Here is a 17,781-nt window from a genome sequence, read left to right on the forward strand (position 1 = left end):
CGCCCCCGGCGCCTCGACGACCAGAAGTGTTACGTATAACGTCCTCTCCCATACGTACCATGTGCGCTGTTCACACGTCCAGGCGACCGGAGCCGGACGGACCACACGAATGAGGAGCACGCCCGCGGTGGCACGCAGCAGCACGCGCCCGACCAGCCGTGACGTCGCCCACGCGGCCGGAGTCTCCCAGGCCGCCGTCTCCCTCGTCCTCGGCGACAAATGGCGCGGCCGGGTCTCCGAGGCCACCGCCCTGCGCGTCCGGGAAGCCGCCCGCGACCTCGGCTACCGCCCCAACCTCGCCGCCCGCAACCTCCGCCTCGGCCGCACCCGCACCGTCCTGCTCGTCGTGCCCGCCCTCACCACCGAGTTCTTCGCCGGCGTCTACACCGGCGCCGCCCGGGTCGCCGCCGAACACGGCTTCGGCGTCGTCCTCTACCCCTCCCCCGAAGGCATCGGCCCCGCCCGCGACCCCTTCGCCTCCGCCCAGGCCGCCCTGGACGGCGTCCTCGCCTCCTCCATGGCCGCCGACGCCCTCACCGCCATCCGCGGCGACCAACTCCCCCTCGTCATGCTCGACAGCGACCCCGCGGGCAGCCTCGGCGCCGCCACCGTCAACCTCGACATCGCCGACGGCGTCCGCCAGGTCGCCCGGCACCTGCTGGACCTCGGCCACCGCCACGTCCTCCACCTCGCGGCCGACGTACCCTCCTGGACGTTCGAGGTCCGCGCACGCGAACTGGCCGCCCGGTTGTCCGCCGTACCCGGCACCCGGATCACCACCGCCCCCGCGCCGATCTCGATCGACGGCGCCCTCGCCGCCACGGAAGCCGCCCTCACCGCGCCCGGCCCCCGCCCGACCGCCGTGATCTGCGACGACGACAAACTCGCCGCCGGTGCCTACAAGGCCCTGCGCCGGCTCGGCCTGCGCGTCCCCGACGACGTCTCCGTCACCGGCCTGGACGACCTCGCCCTCGCCACCGCCCTGGACCCGGAACTGACCACCGTGCGACTGGACGCCGAACTGTTCGGAGAACGCGGCATGCACGCCCTCCTCGCCGTCCTGGAGGGCCGCCCGCCCGAGGGCGACGACATCCCCGTCCACCTGGTCGTACGAGGCTCCACGGCGCCCCCACCGGCCCGGTGAACGCCGTGTGCCCCGACCGGAGACCGGCCGGGGCACACACGACGGGAGCGGCGCCGGCACACCCTGCCGGGACCGCTCCCCCGCCGACTACTCCTCCTCGGAGCTCTCCGCCTCCGTGGACGCCCCGCCCGCCTCCAGCAGGCGCCCCAGCTGACGGCCGACGATGCGCTTGAACTTCCGCTTCTGCGGCCGCGTCCGGTCCAGCACCGCGACCTCCAGGCGCTCGGCGGGGATCTCCCGCTCGCTGCCGTTGGTGTCCCGCGACAGAGCCTGCACGGCCAGCTCGAGCGCCTCCGCGAGGCTCATGCCGTCACGGTGCCGCTGGTCCAGGAACGTGCCGATCTGCTCGGCGTTGCCGCCCACCGCGACCGAACCGTGCTCGTCCACGATGGAACCGTCGTGCGGCAGCCGGTAGATCTGGTCGCCCTCGGGGGTCTCCCCCACCTCGGCCACCACCAGCTCCACCTCGTACGGCTTCTCGGCCGCCGACGAGAAGATCGTGCCCAGCGTCTGGGCGTAGACGTTCGCCAGACCGCGCGCGGTGACGTCGTCCCGGTCGTAGGTGTAACCCCGCAGGTCGGCGTAGCGGACACCGCCGATGCGCAGGTTCTCGTACTCGTTGTACTTGCCGGCCGCCGCGAAGCCGATGCGGTCATAGATCTCGCTGAACTTGTGCAGCGCGCGGGACGGGTTCTCGCCGACGAACACGATGCCGTCGGCGTACTGCAGCACGACCAGGCTGCGGCCACGGGCGATGCCCTTGCGGGCGTACTCCGCCCGGTCGGCCATGGCCTGCTGAGGTGAGACATAGAACGGCGTCGACACCGGTTATCCGTCCCTTTCTGTCATGGTCACTGGATCACCTTGATAAGAACCGGGCCCGCGCTCAGAGCAGGGCGGCCTTCGGGCCGTCCGGCTCCTCCAGACGCCGCTGGAGCACCGAACGCGACAGCTCGGACGTCTCCTCCTCGGTGAGCCGGCGGAAACCGTCCTCGGTGATCACGGTGATGATCGGGTAGATCCGGCGGGCGACATCGGGACCACCGGTCGCCGAGTCGTCGTCTGCCGCGTCATAGAGCGCCTGGACCACCAGCGTGGCCGCCTGCTCCTCGGTCAGCTCCTCACGGAACAGCTTCTTCATCGCACCACGCGCGAAGATCGAGCCGGAGCCCGTCGCCGCGAAGTTGTGCTCCTCGGAACGGCCGCCCGTGACGTCGTAGGAGAAGATCCGGCCCCTCTCCCGATCCACGTCGTACCCGGCGAACAGGGGCACCACCGCCAGCCCCTGCATGGCCATGCCGAGGTTGGACCGGATCATCGTCGACAGCCGGTTCGCCTTGCCCTCCAGCGACAGCTGGGCACCCTCGACCTTCTCGAAGTGCTCCAGCTCCAGCTGGAAGAGCTTGACCATCTCCACGGCGAGACCGGCGGCACCGGCGATGCCCACGGCCGAGTACTCGTCCGTCGGGAACACCTTCTCGATGTCCCGCTGGGCGATCACGTTGCCCATGGTCGCCCTGCGATCACCGGCCAGCACCACACCCCCGGCGAACGTCACGGCCACGATGGTCGTGCCGTGCGGCACCTCGATCACCCCCTGGGTGGGCGGCAACTGCCGGTTGCCGGGCAGCAGCTCCGGCTGGTGCCCGGAGAGGAAGTCCATGAAGGAGGAGGATCCTGGCGTCAGGAAGGCAGCTGGCAGACGCCCGGTGCTACGAGTGTTGGCTTCCACGCGTTTCCTTCCACGTATGCAGCAGCCCGCCTGATGGCCTCGGGCTGATCCTTGAACTGCCCCAGCGCCGCGTTGCGGCTGAGGCACGGTACGCCACGGACCCTACCCGTCTCATGGCAGTGATCCACATGTGCGTCCGGGACCGCCGGACATACCCGGCAGACGCCCCCTGGAGAGGCGATCAGGCCGTCGCGCCGGCTGCCGGAGAGACCGTCCGAGGCCGTTTCCCGGCAGTAGGACTGCGATCCGTCGCGCACCGGCTCGTCACGAGCGAAGGCCGCTCGCGGCACGACCTTCCCGCACCGCGAGCAACGCTTCGTTCCCTGCTTCTCGCTCACCCTCACCCCCGAGCCCGCGAACCTCAGATTCGAAGGCAAAGGCGACCTACTGCCCGCCCTTCTGAACGAATGAGCGCACGAAGTCCTCGGCGTTCTCCTCGAGGACATCGTCGATTTCGTCCAGAACCGAGTCGACGTCGTCGCTCAGCTTCTCGTGCCGTTCCTTGAGGTCCTCCGAAGCCTGCGCTTCCTGCGTCTGCTCCTCGGCCTGTTCGGTGGAATGCGTCGCCTTCTGCTGGCCGCCGCCGGTGTCCTTGGTCGCCATTAACCTCACCCCGCTCGATTCGCCTGCCGATCGGTGATGATCAGACCCTACAAGCCGGGTCCGACATCGGCCCCGCGGTTCCGAAAGAACCTGTGGGGGCCACCTCGATGATTCCCGGGCGGCGGGATTTCCACCCCGTCCGCCCGAGGCGGGTCGAGTACCCGCTGGTACGCCCGCTGATCGTGCTCAGTTGCCGGACAGAACCCTGACCAGGTCTTCCGCCGTACGACAGCGGTCCAGCAGCTCCTTGACGTGATTTCGCGTTCCGCGTAGCGGTTCCAGGGTTGGAACGCGCTGCAGCGAATCCCGGCCGGGGAGGTCGAAGATGACCGAATCCCAGGAGGCGGCCGCGACGTCGTCCGCGTACTGCTCCAGGCAGCGGCCCCGGAAATAGGCCCGGGTGTCCTCCGGCGGCTGTGTCCGGGCCCGCTCGACCTCGGACTCGTCCAGCAGGCGCTTGACGCGTCCGCGGGCGGCCAGCCGGTTGTAGAGCCCCTTCTCGGCTCGTACGTCGGCGTACTGGAGGTCGACCAGGTGCAGCCGGGCGGCGTCCCAGTCGAGGTCGTCGCGGCGGCGGTAGCCCTCCATCAGCTCCCGCTTGGCGACCCAGTCCAGTTCGCCGGCGAGGCTCATGGGGTCGTTCTCCAGCCGTCCGAGGGTGTCCTCCCAGCGGCTGAGCACGTCCTTGGTCTGGTCGTCGGCGTCGGCGCCGTACCGCTCCTCGACGTATTTGCGGGCCAGCTCGTAGTACTCCATCTGCAACTGGACGGCGGTGAGTGTGCGGCCGCTGCGGAGGGTCACCAGGCGCTTGAGGCCGGGGTCGTGGGAGACCTGGTGCAGCGTGCGGACCGGCTGGTCGACCGCGAGGTCGACGGCGATGAACCCGTCCTCGATCATGGACAGGACCAGTGCGGTGGTGCCCAGTTTGAGGTACGTCGAGATCTCGGAGAGGTTCGCGTCGCCGATGATCACGTGGAGGCGGCGGTACTTCTCGGCGTCGGCGTGGGGTTCGTCGCGGGTGTTGATGATGGGGCGTTTCAGCGTCGTCTCCAGGCCGACCTCGACCTCGAAGTAGTCGGCGCGCTGACTGAGCTGGAAGCCGTGTTCGTGCCCGTCCTGCCCGATGCCGACGCGACCGGCGCCGGCGAAGACCTGGCGGGAGACGAAGAAGGGCGTCAGATGGCGCACGATGTCCGAGAAGGGGGTCTCCCGCTTCATCAGGTAGTTCTCGTGCGTGCCGTAGGAGGCGCCCTTGTTGTCGGTGTTGTTCTTGTAGAGGTGGATGGGCTGGGCGCCGGGGAGCTGTGCGGCCCGTTCGGCGGCCTCGGCCATGATGCGTTCGCCCGCCTTGTCCCACAGGACGGCGTCGCGGGGATTGGTGACCTCGGGAGCGCTGTACTCGGGGTGGGCGTGGTCGACGTAGAGGCGTGCGCCGTTGGTGAGGATGACGTTGGCGAGGCCGATGTCCTCGTCGGTGAGCTGGCTGGAGTCGGCGGCCTCCCGGGCGAGGTCGAAGCCTCGCGCGTCCCGCAGCGGGTTCTCCTCCTCGAAGTCCCAGCGGGCCCGGCGGGCCCGGTGCATCGCCGCCGCGTAGGCGTTGACGATCTGGGACGAGGTGAGCATGGCATTGGCGTTGGGGTGACCGGGGACGGAGATCCCGTACTCCGTCTCGATGCCCATTACTCGCCGTACGGTCATGCGGCCCTCCTTGCCCGGCGGCACCCTCGGTCGTGGGCGCTGCTCAAGTACCGCTGGCGCTCCGTTGCGTGTGCGGTGCCCGTCCCCGCACTGCGCGACTAGGCGGCAGGAACGAGCCTAGAACGCCTTTGCGCTGGTGGGGAGATCATTTGCGTCATTGGCTGCTCCGGTCGTGGCCGGAAAAACAGTCGGCTGCGGGTACCCGGTGAGGGCACCCGCAGCCGCCCTGCCGTTACAGGTACTGACCGGTGTTCGCCACCGTGTCGATGGAGCGTCCGGTGTCCGCGCCCTGCTTTCCGGTGATGAGGGTGCGGATGTAGACGATCCGTTCGCCCTTCTTTCCGGAGATGCGGGCCCAGTCGTCGGGGTTGGTGGTGTTGGGCAGGTCCTCGTTCTCCTTGAACTCGTCCACGCAGGCCTGGAGGAGGTGGGAGACGCGCAGGCCCTTCTGGGTCTTCTCCAGGAAGTCCTTGATCGCCATCTTCTTGGCGCGGCCCACGATGTTCTCGATCATGGCGCCGGAGTTGAAGTCCTTGAAGTAGAGGACTTCCTTGTCGCCGTTGGCGTAGGTGACTTCCAGGAAGCGGTTCTCCTCGGATTCGGCGTACATCTGCTCGACCGCCGTCTGGATCATGCTCTGGACGGTGGTCGTCCTGTCGCCGCCGTGCTCGCCGAGGTCGTCGGTGTGCAGCGGGAGCCGTTCGGTGAGGTACTTGCCGAAGATGTCCTTGGCGGCCTCGGCGTCGGGACGCTCGATCTTGATCTTCACGTCGAGCCGGCCGGGGCGCAGGATGGCGGGGTCGATCATGTCCTCACGGTTTGAGGCGCCGATGACGACCACGTTCTGCAGGCCTTCCACGCCGTCGATCTCGGCGAGCAGCTGCGGGACGATGGTGTTCTCCACGTCGGAGCTGACGCCGGAGCCTCGGGTGCGGAAGAGGGACTCCATCTCGTCGAAGAAGACGATGACGGGAGTGCCTTCGCTGGCCTTCTCGCGGGCACGCTGGAAGACGAGGCGGATCTGCCGCTCGGTCTCGCCGACGTACTTGTTGAGGAGCTCGGGGCCCTTGATGTTGAGGAAGAAGCTCTTGCCCGCGGCCTGGCCGGTGACCTCGGCGACCTTTTTGGCCAGTGAGTTCGCGACGGCCTTGGCGATGAGTGTCTTGCCGCAGCCGGGGGGGCCGTAGAGCAGGACGCCCTTGGGCGGGCGCAGCTCGTGCTCGCGGAACAGGTCGGGGTAGAGGTACGGCAGCTCGACCGCGTCGCGGATGGCCTCGATCTGGTTGCCGAGGCCGCCGATCTGCTCGTAGCCGATGTCGGGGACCTCTTCGAGGACGAGTTCCTCGACCTCGCTCTTGGGCACGACCTCGTAGACGTATCCGGAGCGCGGTTCGAGCAGGAGGGCGTCGCCGGGGCGGATGGTGACGTCCAGGAGTGGCTCGGCGAGCCGGACCACTCGTTCCTCGTCGGTGTGCCCCAGCACGAGGGCTCGCTCGCCGTCCTCGAGGATCTCCTTGAGGGTGACGATGTCGCCGACGCGCTCGTACTCCATGGCGTCGACCACGTTGAGCGCTTCGTTGAGCATGACTTCCTGGCCGCGGCGCAGGTCGTCGAGATCGACGCTGGGGCTGACGTTCACCCGGAGCTTGCGGCCGCCGGTGAAGATGTCGGCGGTGCCGTCCTCGTTCGCCTGCAGGAAGACTCCGAAGCCGGCCGGCGGCTGGGCGAGCCGGTCGACTTCTTCCTTGAGGGCCACGATCTGGTCGCGGGCCTCGCGAAGGGTGTTGGCCAGTCTTTCGTTCTGGGCGGACACGCCGGCCAGGTTCGTCTGCAGCTCGACGATCCGCTCTTCGAGAATCCTCGTGTGTCGCGGAGAGTCGGCGAGCTTACGTCGCAGGACGGCGATCTCCTGCTCAAGGTAGGCGATCTGCCCGGCCGGGTCGTCGGACCCTCGTCCCGGGCGGATGCCGCGGTTCATGTCGTCGTCGTGGGCTGCCACGGTCCTCACCTCCTCCAAGGGGAGCTGGACGCTTCCAGACCCTACCTGGGTGGGTGTCGATTGAAACCCCTAGATCACAAAGACTGTCAAGGTGTGTCGTCGGTCACCCGGTGCGCTCTCCCTCGCACGGAGGGGATACCCACTCAACGTGATGTGGAAGCAGCTTGTTCCGTGCGCGGTCTGGTCAAGACCCTTCAGTACTGGCCGGAGTTGTCCGTTCCGCGTCCGCTCGGCCTGCGTCGCGTCGGGATGTCGACAGCGCGCGGGCAGCACGGGGAGCGCTCGCGCGGTCTTCACGCAGAGCGACGGTTCGGGCGGTCGGTGTCACCGTGGGTCCGGCCGGAAGCGGCCGGGTCCGGTGCCGGGGCTCCCCTGCCCTGGTCGGGCGCTCGTACCCGAGGCGGCAGGGGTGGAAACCCGGTGGCGGGGGAAGACGGCCGGAATCCGTGCGGAGGTAGGGTCGGGTGTGTTCAACAGCCGCTGACGCGGACCTGGCCGGCTTGCGTGCCGGCGGGGCCGGGCGGCGAACCGAAGGCAGGAGAGGTGACCGTGCAGCAGGAGGCCCCGGGCGGCGAGGCGCTGGAGGTCTGGATCGACCAGGACCTGTGTACCGGCGACGGGATCTGTGCCCAGTACGCGCCCGAGGTGTTCGAGCTGGACATCGACGGGCTGGCCTATGTGAAGGGCGCGGACGACGTGCTGCTGGTGGACCGTGGGGCGACGGCGCCGGTGCCGTTGCCGCTGCTCACGGACGTGGTGGACTCGGCGAAGGAGTGTCCCGGCGAGTGCATCCATGTCCGCCGGGTCCAGGACCAGGTCGAGGTGTACGGGCCCGAGGCGCAGTAGCCGGGTCTCAGACGCTGTGGGCCCCGGCCGGGGTGGTGCGGACGAACGCCTTGCCGTTCCACCGCCACTTGGCCGGGGTTTTCACGTCGGGGCAGCAACTGGGCACGTCGTCCGAGGAGTAGCCGAGCAGGGTGGCGGTGACCGTGCGCGCGCGTATCGCGAAGTCGGTGACGGTGGATCGGTCCTTGGGGTTCACGAGGGTGGCGACCACGCGCGGTGTGCCGCCGTCGGCGGGCCGGGTGAGGACGTAGACGCCGTCCGGCGGGGTGCCCATGGGGGCGTCGCAGTGCACGACGGCGACGGCTTCGGGCCGGCCGTCGCCGTCCAGGTCACCGGTGGCCTTCTTGACCACGAGTGCCTTCACGGGTCCGCAGTCGAGCGGGAAGTGCACGCCGGTCGTGCCGGGCGGTGCGGCGGACACGGGGGCCGACTGGGACCGGGTGCCGGCGGCGGCCTGGGCCGCGGTGGCCGATCCGGGCTGGACGACGGAGGAGAGGGCCACGACGCCCGCGATGGCGGTGGCGGTGGCGACCCAGTGGATGGGCCGGGTCCGGGTGTGGGCGAGCTCCGGGACGGCGGATTGCTGCACTAGGAGTGTCTCCTGCGAGGGCTGTGCCGGTGGGTGGCCAGCATGGTGCCACACGTCACAGTGCGGGGGGAACGGCGGGGGGCGGGGTTTTCGCAGGCCGCCCCGCTCGTGCGGGCTGCTGGTGCAGCCGCTCCGCTCGTGCAGCCGCCCCGCCCGCGGGGGCCGCCCGGCGACGCCGGTCGTGGAGGTGGGGTTCCGGGTGTCCGGTCAACGGGCGAGCGCCGTGGCCGAGTTCCCCGCCAACGGTGGGGAACTCGACCACGGCGCTGTCGCGTTGTACGCGTGCGTGCCCGTCAGCGGCCGCTGCCGCCGTCGGCGTTGGGGCCGGCGTAGTCCTCGCCGTAGGCGCCCTTGGCGGGACGGCGGCGGCGCATGGGCGGCTCGACGCCGTCGGCGAGGCGACGGGCGGTGAGCAGGAAGCCGGTGTGGCCGATCATCCGGTGGTCGGGGCGCACGGCCAGACCCTCGATGTGCCAGTTGCGGATCATGGTCTCCCAGGCGGTCGGCTCGTTGAAGGAGCCGATCTCGCGGATGGACTCCACGGTCCGGGCGAGCTGGGTGGTGGTGGCCACGTAGCAGCACAGGATGCCGCCCGGGACGAGGGCCTTGGAGACGGCCTCCAGGCACTCCCAGGGAGCCAGCATGTCGAGGATGACGCGGTCGACGTCGGTGTCGGACAGGTTGTCCTGGAGGTCGCCGACGGTGAGCTGCCAGGCCGGGTGCGGGCCGCCGAAGTAGCGCTCGACGTTCTGCTGCGCGATCTCGGCGAAGTCCTCGCGGCGCTCGTAGGAGTGCAGCATGCCCTGGTCGCCGATGGCCCGCAGGAGGAAGCTGCTGAGCGAGCCGGAGCCGACTCCCGCCTCCACGACGCGTGCGCCGGGGAAGATGTCGGCGAAGGCGAGGATCTGCCCCGCGTCCTTGGGGTAGACGACGGCTGCCCCGCGGGGCATGGACAGGACGTAGTCGGGGAGCAGGGGGCGCAGCGCGAGGTAGGCGACGTTGCCGGTGGTGCGGACAACGCTGCCCTCGGGAGCGCCGATCAGTTCGTCGTGCGGGAAGGAGCCCTTGTGGGTGTGGAAATTCTTCCCGGCTTCGAGCGTGAACGTGTAGTGGCGACCCTTGGGGTCGGTCAGCTGTACCTGGTCCCCGACCTTGAAGGGCCCGCGCCTGCGGGCGGCACCGGTCGGTTCGGACATGTGAACAGCCTACCGGCCTTTGCCGGGGCCGCCGACCACTAGGCGACGGGCCTGGCCATGGCCTTCACGAAGGCGCGTTCGACGTCGGCGGCGGACAGGACGCCGTAGATCTCGCCGGTCTCCTCGACGACCAGGTACTCGGTGGCGGGGGTGGCGCGCAGGGTGTCCAGCAGCTCTTCCCCGGTGAGCTCGGCGGAGACGCGCATGCCGTCGGTCAGGTCCTGGGCGAGACCGCTGACGGCCACCCAGGGCCGGCGGTGTTCGGGCACGCCGACGATGGCGGCCTCGCGGACGAGGGAGAGGGGGTGGCCGTCGGCGTCGACGACGACCAGGGCGCGGGCGCCGGCGGCGTTGGCGCGGCGCAGGGCCTCGGAGAGCGGGGTGTCGGTCTCGACCGGTACGGCCCGCCGGGTCAGATTGCGGGCGCGCAGTTCGGGGAGGTGTTCGCGCAGCCGGGCCATGCGCAGGCTGTTGCCGGCGCCGGTCCAGATGATCGCGGCGAGGATGGCGGCGAGCAGGGCGTCGGTGACGGTGTCCATGCCGCTGGTCTCCCCGCCGCCGCCTCCGAGGGCGCCGGACTGGTTGAGCAGGGGGAGGCCGATCAGGACGGAGACGGCGAGGGCCCGGCCGACCCAGGCGGCGGCGACGGTGCCGCTCATCGGTCGGCCGGTGATCTTCCAGACGACGGCGCGGAGCATGCGGCCACCGTCGAGGGGCAGGCCGGGCAGGAGGTTGAAGATGGCGACGATGAGGTTGGAGACCATCAGTCCGGCCAGCAGGACGCCGGGGACGGTGCCCGGCTGGACGGGCTGCATGGCCAGGTAGAACAGTCCGGCCAGGGCGAGGGAGAGCAGGGGGCCGACGAAGGCCAGCACGAATTCCCGGCCCGGGGTCTCGGCTTCCTTCTCGATCTCGGAGACTCCGCCGAAGAACTGCAGCTGGATGCGTCGGACCGGGAGCCGGAAGCGGATCGCGGCGACCGTGTGGGCCAGTTCGTGGACCAGGACGGAGGCGTAGAAGGCGACGGCGAAGAAGAGGGAGACCAGATAGCGGGCGGCGCCCAGTTCGGGCAGGACGCGGTCGAGCTGGCCGCCGAAGACCCAGGTGATCAGGGCGGCGACGAGGAACCAGCTCGGCGCCACGTACACGGGCACGCCGAAGGGGCGGCCCATGAGGATGCCACCGCCGGGCTCCTTGGGCCGCGGCTGCGGCGGCTCTCCCTTGGCGATGCCGGAGTGGGCGAGGGAGCGGTGTTCGGGGTGCTCGGGGTCGTCGCGATGACCAGGCGCGTCCGGCTGGTCGGGGTGCTCCGGGTGGGCGGGGCCGGAGCCGTCGTGCCGGTCGCCTGGGCCGGTGGGGCTGGAGCCGCCGGGGTCGGAGGCGGCGGGGCCGGAGCTCGGGGGGCTTGAGTCTGCTGGACTTGAGGCTGGAGGGCTCGAGTCCGGGGGGCTCGAGTCCGCGGGGCCGGCTTCCGGCCGAGGGGTGGACGCGTCAGGGGTGGACGCGTCGCCGTCCGGGGAGCGGCCCTCCGGCGGGAGGTCCTCCGGGGGGCGGTCGGTGCCGTGCGCATTGCGCGGGGGCGCCGGGTCTTCGGGGCGTTCGGGCCTCGGCCCGCCGTGGCTGGTGGGTCCGGTCACCGGGGCCGTAGGACCTGCGGGGTGCTCGGCCGGCTCGTCGTTGCCGGACCGCGGCTGCCCGCTTCCGCCGCTCACGTCCACGGTGTCCCCTCGTTCGAAGCGTTTTCCGCGCCTGCCGGGGCGGAAGGGTCTCTGGTCGATGGTATGCGGCCGTGGTGGCGCGTTCCGCCCCGGCACCCCTTGTGTTTTCCCAGGGGTCGCACCGCCGATGCGGGCCGGCGGGACGTCGCTGTCAGTGGTGGGCCGTATGGTCTGTGGACATGGACAGCAGCATCGAGGAGGCGGGCGGCCGCCCGGGCGACGGCGAGCCAGGCGCGGGAGTCGCCCTGCCGCGGCCCGCCGAACCGCCCGTCGCGGCACCGCCGGAACCGCCGCAGCTCCGGGAGTCTCGGGAGCCGCAGACCGGGACGGCTGCCGGGATCGCGGTGAGCGACTCGGCCGGCGCCGGGGAGGTGTCCGGTGCGGAGCGGCCGGCCGCGGCGCCCACCTCGCTGTCTCCCTCCCGGGCGAGCGACTTCATGCAGTGTCCGTTGCTGTACCGGTTCCGGGTGATCGACCGGCTGCCGGAGAAGCCGAGCGAGGCCGCGACGCGGGGGACGCTGGTACACGCCGTGCTGGAGCGGCTGTTCGACGCGCCCGCCGGGGAGCGGACCGCGCCGCGGGCGAAGGCGCTGGTCCCGGGGCAGTGGGACCGGCTGCGGGAGAGCCGGCCGGAGGTGACGGAGCTGTTCGCCGACGATACCGAGGGCGAGCGGCTGGCCCGCTGGCTCGGGGAGGCCGAGCGGCTCGTGGAGCGCTGGTTCACGCTGGAGGATCCCGCGCGGCTGGAGCCGGCCGAGCGGGAGCTGTTCGTCGAGGCCGAGCTGGACTCGGGGCTGCGGCTGCGCGGGATCATCGACCGGGTGGACGTGGCGCCGACCGGTGAGGTGCGGATCGTCGACTACAAGACGGGGAAGGCGCCCCGCCCCGAGTACGCGGAGGGCGCCCTGTTCCAGATGAAGTTCTACGCGCTCGTGGTGTGGCGGCTGAAGCGGGTGGTGCCGCGCCGGCTCCAGCTGGTCTATCTGGGCAGCGGCGAGGTGCTGACGTACGACCCGGTGCCCGCCGATCTGGAGCGGGTGGAGCGCAAGCTGCACGCGCTGTGGGAGGCCATCGGGCAGGCCACGCGGACGGGTGTGTGGCGGCCCCGGCCGACCAAGCTGTGCGGCTGGTGTGATCACCAGGCGCACTGTCCGGAGTTCGGCGGCACTCCCCCGCCCTATCCGCTGCCGGTCCAGGCGCCCGGCGTCGGCTGAGACGGCCGAACCCGGGCGGCCCGCCCCGGCGGCGGACCGAGCCGCGCACGCAGGGCAGAATGGGCCGGACTAGCGAAGGAGTGTCACGTGGCCATCCGCGTCCTACTGGTCGACGACCAGCCGCTGCTGCGTACCGGGTTCCGCATGATCCTGGAGGCCGAGCAGGACATCGCGGTCGTCGGTGAGGCCGGCGACGGCCTGCAGGCCCTGGATCAGGTCCGGGCCCTGCAGCCGGACGTCGTGCTCATGGACATCCGGATGCCGCGGATGGACGGGGTGGAGGCCACCCGGCAGATCACCGGTCCCGGGCGGGACGGCCCGGCCAAGGTGCTCGTGCTGACCACGTTCGATCTGGACGAGTACGTGGTGGAGGCGCTGCGGGCCGGTGCCAGCGGTTTCCTGCTGAAGGACGCGCCCGCCAACGAGCTGGTGCAGGCGATCCGGGTCGTCGCGGCCGGCGAGGCCCTGCTGGCGCCGAGCGTCACGCGCCGCCTGCTGGACAAGTACGCCACGCATCTGCCGTCCGGCGAGGAGCCGGTGCCGGACACCCTGCACACCCTCACCGACCGTGAGGTGGAGGTGCTGAAGCTGGTGGCGCGGGGGCTGTCGAACGCGGAGATCGCGGCCGACCTGTTCGTCAGCGAGACGACGGTGAAGACCCATGTCGGGCATGTGCTGACCAAACTCGGTCTGCGGGACCGGGTGCAGGCCGCCGTGTACGCGTACGAGAGCGGTCTGGTGCGTCCCGGCGCGCAGTGAACACGGCGATGAGGCCGGCGGTGTGTACGGCGGTCGTCATGTGGATGTGTACGACGGCGAAGGGCGCCCCTCCCAGTGGGAGGGGCGCCCTTCGCCGTGTCCGGTGCCTGCCGGTCAGCCGCTCACGCCGCGGCCGAGCTCCCAGAGCTGGAGCGTCGAGGAGGAGTTGAGGGCGTAGGCGACGCCCGTGATGTCGGTCCGTGCGGCGACGTACTGCTTGCCCTGCCACAGCGGCAGGACGGGGACGTCGTCGGCGACGGTGTCCTGGATCGCCGTCAGGCTGTTGGTGGCGCCGATCCGGTCGGCCTCGCGGCGGGACTGCGGGATCAGGGTGTGCTGGATCGTGGCGTTGGAGTACGGCGACCCGAGGAAGTTGTTCTTGTCGAGGAAGGGCGCGAGGAAGTTGTCGGCGTCGGGGAAGTCGGGGAACCAGCCCATGCCGTAGACGTCGTACTGGCCCTTCTGCTCCGCGGGGCGGAAGGTGGCCCAGGGGTGGCCCTGGATGGAGGCGTCGAACAGGCCGCTGTCGTTGAGCTGCTTCTGCAGGATCTGGAACTCCTGCTTGGTGGCCGAGCCGTAGTGGTCGGTGGTGTAGTGCAGGGTCAGCTTCACCGGGGTGCTGATGCCGGCCTTCTGGAGCAGGCCCTTGGCCTTGTCGACGCTGGGGTTGCCGTACTTGTTGAAGAACGAGTTGGAGTGACCGGTCACGGTCGCCGGGACCAGCGAGTACAGCGGCTCGGCCTGGGTGCCGTAGACCTTGGCTACCAGTTCACCGCGGTTGATGAGCTGGGCCATGGCCTGGCGTACGGCCTTGGTCTTCACGGTGGAGGCGTTGGTGTTGAACGCCAGGTAGCGGATTTCCAGGCCCGGCATGTCGACGAGGTCGACGTTGTTGTCGGAGCCGGCGTCCAGCTTCTGGATCTGCGAAGGCGACATGGTGCGGGTCATCACGTCGATGTCGCCCTTGTCGATGGCGGCGCCCATCGCGTTCGCGTCGCTGAAGGCGCGCAGTTCGACCTTGTCGTTGTTGACCGTCACGCTGCCCTTGTACGAGGGGTTCTTCGTGAAGGTGGCGCTGACGATCGCGTTGTTCTGGACGTCGGCCTTGAAGGTGTAGGGGCCGGAGCCGTCCACGGCGAAGCCGGCGCGCAGCTTGTCCTTCTGGTAGTCCTTCGGGTTGACGATGCCCGCGACCGGAGTGGACAGCTTGTACGGGAAGGTGGCGTCGGCCGTCTTGAGGTGGAAGATGACCTCGCGGTCGCCCTGGGTCTCGATGGTGTCGAGGGTGTTCAGCAGGGCGGAGACACCACTGTCGGCGTTGATGCGCAGCGCACGCTCGATGGAGTACTTGACGTCCTTGGCGGTCACCGGGTCGCCGTCGGCGAACTTCAGGCCGGAGCGCAGCTTGCAGGCGAAGCGCTCGCTGCCGCTGTCGGTGAAGGAGCAGCTCTCGGCGGCGTCCGGGACGGGGTCGCCCTCGCCCTTGGGCTGGGCCATCAGGGTCTGCACGCTCTGGCGCAGGATGTTCCAGGTGCCGACGTCGTAGGCGAAGGCCGGGTCGAGCGGCGCGGGGGCTGCCTTGGTGGCGGTGAACCGGTCCGTGGTGCCGACGACGATGGAGCCGCCGCCCTTGCTCCCGCTGCCGGATCCGCCGCACGCGGCGAGAACCGGCGTGAGCAGGCCGACTACCGCCGGCAGCACCAAAGTCTTGCGGTTCATGCGGGAGTTTCTCCAGAGCTGTTCGGGTCCGTGTACCCGGCATGCATGGGTGGTGCGGCGGATCACGGGGGGTTGCGGCGATGTTCTCGCGATGAGATTAGTCCGCGCCCGCAGGAGGGTTCACGGTCGCGTGAGTTGACCCCCCATCACGCAGTGGAACCGGGTGTGGACGCACCGAAAACCCGACAGTGGCAGGATTAGTGCAGCATCCCACCAATCGGGACACAAGGACCCTTCCCTCAGGGGCCGGTGGGGCCGTTCTGCACAGTGGGGCAACGTTGTCGAGGGCCTCCGGAGTGGGGAACGTCACATGTGTAACTGTGCCGGGAGTCAGTGGAATTCCGGTCGGTCGCCCCGTCCGGAATTCCCTCCGGGTGCCCTCCCCCGGAAATGTGTCCAGCGGGTGATCAATGGGGTTTGCACGCTGGGTGAACGGCTAGCGCATTTCCGTCATCAGGTCGCGCAGAAATGCCAGGTCGACCTCTTCCAGGGAGCCGACGACGGTGCGTCCGGCGGCCGGGGTGATGGGAGCCAGCGAGGGTACGGCGACCACGCGGCAGCCCGCGGCCTCGGCGGCGGCGACGCCGGTGGCGGTGTCCTCGACGACCGCGCATCTGGCGGGGTCCGCGCCGAGCTTGGCCGCCGCGAGCAGATACGGGTCGGGGAAGGGCTTGGTGCGCGAGACCTCGTCGCCGGCGATGGACAGGTCGAAGTGGTGCGGTCCCAGCACGTTCAGCACGCGGTCGATGATGCGCCGGTGGGAGGCGGAGACCAGCGCGGTGGGGATGGCGTGTTGGTGGAGTTCGGCGAGCAGCCGGGCGGCGCCGGGCATCAGGGGCAGGGCGTGGCCGATACGGGCCTCGAAGCCGTCGTTGAGCAGCACCGAGAGCTCGGCGAGGGCGATGTCGGCGCCGGTGGCCTCGATGAGGAAGCCGGCACTGCGGGTCATGGGGCCGCCGACCACGACGTGCCGCCAGGACTCGTCCAGGGCGTGGCCGAGGGCGGCGAAGACCTCGACCTCGACATCCCACCAGAAGCCCTCGGTGTCCACCAGGGTGCCGTCCATGTCGAGGAGCACTGCCTGCAGAGCGGAGCCTTCGGCCGTTCGGGTTCCGAGCGCGGGGACCGTGCTGGTCATCCGGCGCACCTCCTTGAGGGACGATCAGGCCGGTCCCCGCGCGGGGACCGGCCTGCAGTGGACCGACCAGTGTACGACTCCGGCGACCGAAGCGCCTCTCTTGTTCGCCGGGACGCGGCAGTGGGCCGCACCGGGGGTCCCGTCGATGCCGTCGTCCGGGCGCCCGGAGGGGTCAGCGGGCGTTGAAGTACTTGGCCTCCGGGTGGTGGATCACGATGGCGTCCGTGGACTGCTCCGGGTGCAGCTGGAACTCCTCGGACAGGTGGACGCCGATCCGCTCGGGCTCCAGCAGGGCGGCGATCTTGGCGCGGTCCTCCAGGTTCGGGCAGGCGCCGTAGCCGAGGGAGAAGCGGGCGCCCCGGTACTTGAGGGCGAACATGTCCTCGATGTCGGCGGGGTCCTCGCCCGCGAAGCCGAGTTCGGCGCGGACCCGGGCGTGCCAGTACTCGGCGAGTGCCTCGGCCAACTGCACGGACAGGCCGTGCAGTTCGAGGTAGTCGCGGTAGGCGTTGGCCTCGAAGAGCTTGGCGGTCTCCGCGCCGATGCGGGAGCCGACGGTGACGACCTGGAAGCCGACGACGTCGATCTCGCCCGACTCCTCGGGGCGGAAGAAGTCGGCCAGGCACAGCCGCCGTCCACGGCTCTGGCGCGGGAAGGTGAAGCGGGTGCGCTCGTTGCCCTGCTCGTCCAGGACGATCAGGTCGTCGTCCTTGGAGACGCAGGGGAAGTAGCCGTAGACGACGGCGGCTTCGAGGAGGTTGTCGGTCTGGAGCCGGTCGAGCAGTCCGCGCAGCCTGGGGCGGCCCTCGGTCTCGGCCAGTTCCTCGTACGTCGGTCCCTCGCCGGTGCGGGCCTGCTTGAGCCCCCACTGGCCCTTGAACAGCGCGCCCTCGTCGAGCCAGCTCGCGTACTCCTTGAGCTGGATGCCCTTGATGACGCGGGTGCCACGGAACGGGGGCACGGGGACCGGGTTGTCGACGGCGACGTCGGAGCGGACGTGCCCCTCCTGCGGGCGCTCCAGGACCTCGGCGGGGGCGGGCGTGGCGCGCACCCGGCGCTGCTTCAGCTCGGGCAGCTGCGCGCCCGGCACCCCGCGCTTGACGCCGATGAGGGCGTCCATCAGGCGCAGGCCCTCGAAGGCGTCGCGGGCGTAGCGGACCTCGCCCTCGTAGATCTCGTGCAGGTCCTGCTCCACATAGGCACGGGTCAGGGCGGCACCACCGAGGATCACCGGGAAGCGGGCGGCGAGGCCGCGCTGGTTGAGCTCCTCCAGGTTCTCCTTCATGATCACGGTGGACTTCACCAGGAGTCCGGACATGCCGATCACATCGGCCCGGTGCTCCTCGGCGGCCTCCAGGATCGCGGAGACGGGCTGCTTGATGCCGAGGTTGACGACGCTGTAGCCGTTGTTGGACAGGATGATGTC

16 protein-coding genes are annotated in these 17,781 nt (G+C 70.3%); 4 read left to right on the top strand and 12 right to left on the bottom strand.

Annotated elements, in window-relative coordinates; all coding sequences use genetic code 11:
- The first annotated feature begins 127 nt into the window (after nucleotides 1-127).
- Entirely contained in the window at nucleotides 128-1,144 is a 1,017-nt protein-coding gene (locus ACIBA9_RS21185) for a LacI family DNA-binding transcriptional regulator (RefSeq protein WP_399365032.1), read from the top strand.
- 87 nt (nucleotides 1,145-1,231) lie between these two features.
- Here ACIBA9_RS21185 and prcA read toward each other — a convergent pair whose 3' ends face one another.
- The 6 genes from prcA to arc form a co-directional block, all read right to left on the bottom strand.
- The gene (prcA, locus tag ACIBA9_RS21190; protein WP_362160214.1) at nucleotides 1,232-1,969 is read right to left on the bottom strand and encodes a proteasome subunit alpha; all 738 of its coding nucleotides are present in this window, start codon (nucleotides 1,967-1,969) and stop codon (nucleotides 1,232-1,234) included.
- Nucleotides 1,970-2,030: 61 nt separating this feature from the next.
- The gene (gene prcB / locus ACIBA9_RS21195; protein ID WP_362160216.1) at nucleotides 2,031-2,876 is read right to left on the bottom strand and encodes a proteasome subunit beta; all 846 of its coding nucleotides are present in this window, start codon (nucleotides 2,874-2,876) and stop codon (nucleotides 2,031-2,033) included.
- Nucleotides 2,828-3,322: an endonuclease VII domain-containing protein gene (locus ACIBA9_RS21200; protein WP_399365035.1), complete on the bottom strand. Its 495-nt coding sequence runs from the start codon at nucleotides 3,320-3,322 to the stop codon at nucleotides 2,828-2,830. The genes prcB and ACIBA9_RS21200 overlap by 49 nt, the downstream gene beginning before the upstream one ends.
- Nucleotides 3,261-3,479 (bottom strand): ubiquitin-like protein Pup, encoded by a 219-nt coding sequence (locus ACIBA9_RS21205; RefSeq protein ID WP_360841292.1) that lies wholly within the window; start codon nucleotides 3,477-3,479, stop codon nucleotides 3,261-3,263. Before ACIBA9_RS21205 ends, ACIBA9_RS21200 begins: the two co-directional genes overlap by 62 nt.
- Before the next feature lie 186 nt (nucleotides 3,480-3,665).
- A complete protein-coding gene (gene dop, locus ACIBA9_RS21210; RefSeq protein WP_362160221.1) occupies nucleotides 3,666-5,177 on the bottom strand; it encodes a depupylase/deamidase Dop in 1,512 nt (503 codons plus the stop codon).
- A gap of 232 nt (nucleotides 5,178-5,409) precedes the next feature.
- Entirely contained in the window at nucleotides 5,410-7,176 is a 1,767-nt protein-coding gene (gene arc, locus ACIBA9_RS21215; RefSeq protein WP_362160224.1) for a proteasome ATPase, read from the bottom strand.
- A 543-nt stretch (nucleotides 7,177-7,719) separates the two neighbouring features.
- Here arc and ACIBA9_RS21220 point away from each other — a divergent pair.
- Nucleotides 7,720-8,022, top strand: a complete 303-nt coding sequence (locus ACIBA9_RS21220) for a ferredoxin (protein WP_399365038.1) — start codon at nucleotides 7,720-7,722, stop codon at nucleotides 8,020-8,022.
- 7 nt (nucleotides 8,023-8,029) lie between these two features.
- Here ACIBA9_RS21220 and ACIBA9_RS21225 read toward each other — a convergent pair whose 3' ends face one another.
- The 3 genes from ACIBA9_RS21225 to ACIBA9_RS21235 form a co-directional block, all read right to left on the bottom strand.
- Nucleotides 8,030-8,611, bottom strand: coding sequence for a hypothetical protein (locus ACIBA9_RS21225; RefSeq protein WP_399365040.1), 582 nt, complete (start codon nucleotides 8,609-8,611; stop codon nucleotides 8,030-8,032).
- Nucleotides 8,612-8,904: 293 nt separating this feature from the next.
- Nucleotides 8,905-9,807, bottom strand: coding sequence for a tRNA (adenine-N1)-methyltransferase (locus ACIBA9_RS21230; RefSeq protein ID WP_085208270.1), 903 nt, complete (start codon nucleotides 9,805-9,807; stop codon nucleotides 8,905-8,907).
- A 38-nt stretch (nucleotides 9,808-9,845) separates the two neighbouring features.
- Entirely contained in the window at nucleotides 9,846-11,525 is a 1,680-nt protein-coding gene (locus ACIBA9_RS21235; protein WP_399365042.1) for a site-2 protease family protein, read from the bottom strand.
- Nucleotides 11,526-11,704: 179 nt separating this feature from the next.
- Here ACIBA9_RS21235 and ACIBA9_RS21240 point away from each other — a divergent pair, with 179 nt between their 5' ends.
- Together ACIBA9_RS21240 and ACIBA9_RS21245 are read left to right on the top strand one after the other, a co-directional pair.
- Nucleotides 11,705-12,739 (top strand): RecB family exonuclease, encoded by a 1,035-nt coding sequence (locus tag ACIBA9_RS21240; protein ID WP_399365044.1) that lies wholly within the window; start codon nucleotides 11,705-11,707, stop codon nucleotides 12,737-12,739.
- Between the two features lie 87 nt (nucleotides 12,740-12,826).
- A complete protein-coding gene (locus tag ACIBA9_RS21245; RefSeq protein WP_362160237.1) occupies nucleotides 12,827-13,498 on the top strand; it encodes a response regulator transcription factor in 672 nt (223 codons plus the stop codon).
- Between the two features lie 114 nt (nucleotides 13,499-13,612).
- Here the strand turns inward: ACIBA9_RS21245 and ACIBA9_RS21250 are convergent, their stop codons facing one another.
- The 3 genes from ACIBA9_RS21250 to ACIBA9_RS21260 form a co-directional block, all read right to left on the bottom strand.
- Nucleotides 13,613-15,217, bottom strand: coding sequence for an ABC transporter substrate-binding protein (locus ACIBA9_RS21250; protein ID WP_399365047.1), 1,605 nt, complete (start codon nucleotides 15,215-15,217; stop codon nucleotides 13,613-13,615).
- 436 nt (nucleotides 15,218-15,653) lie between these two features.
- The gene (locus ACIBA9_RS21255; protein ID WP_362160242.1) at nucleotides 15,654-16,355 is read right to left on the bottom strand and encodes an HAD family phosphatase; all 702 of its coding nucleotides are present in this window, start codon (nucleotides 16,353-16,355) and stop codon (nucleotides 15,654-15,656) included.
- 172 nt (nucleotides 16,356-16,527) lie between these two features.
- Nucleotides 16,528-17,781, bottom strand: a 1,254-nt coding sequence (locus tag ACIBA9_RS21260; RefSeq protein WP_399365049.1) for a vitamin B12 dependent-methionine synthase activation domain-containing protein, incomplete at its 5' end; no start/stop codon positions are given.

The organism is Streptomyces sp. NPDC051452 (assembly GCF_044454765.1).
GTDB lineage: Bacteria > Actinomycetota > Actinomycetes > Streptomycetales > Streptomycetaceae > Streptomyces.

Bases quoted from the DNA above. Each gene is read 5' to 3' on its own strand.
- ACIBA9_RS21200 (WP_399365035.1), bottom strand. From the start codon at position 3,322: ATGTCCTCGAGGAGAACGCCGAGGACTTCGTGCGCTCATTCGTTCAGA.
- ACIBA9_RS21205 (WP_360841292.1), bottom strand. From the start codon at position 3,479: ATGGCGACCAAGGACACCGGCGGCGGCCAGCAGAAGGCGACGCATTCC.
- dop (WP_362160221.1), bottom strand. From the start codon at position 5,177: ATGACCGTACGGCGAGTAATGGGCATCGAGACGGAGTACGGGATCTCC.
- ACIBA9_RS21230 (WP_085208270.1), bottom strand. From the start codon at position 9,807: ATGTCCGAACCGACCGGTGCCGCCCGCAGGCGCGGGCCCTTCAAGGTC.
- ACIBA9_RS21240 (WP_399365044.1), top strand. From the start codon at position 11,705: ATGGACAGCAGCATCGAGGAGGCGGGCGGCCGCCCGGGCGACGGCGAG.
- ACIBA9_RS21250 (WP_399365047.1), bottom strand. From the start codon at position 15,217: ATGAACCGCAAGACTTTGGTGCTGCCGGCGGTAGTCGGCCTGCTCACG.
- ACIBA9_RS21255 (WP_362160242.1), bottom strand. From the start codon at position 16,355: ATGACCAGCACGGTCCCCGCGCTCGGAACCCGAACGGCCGAAGGCTCC.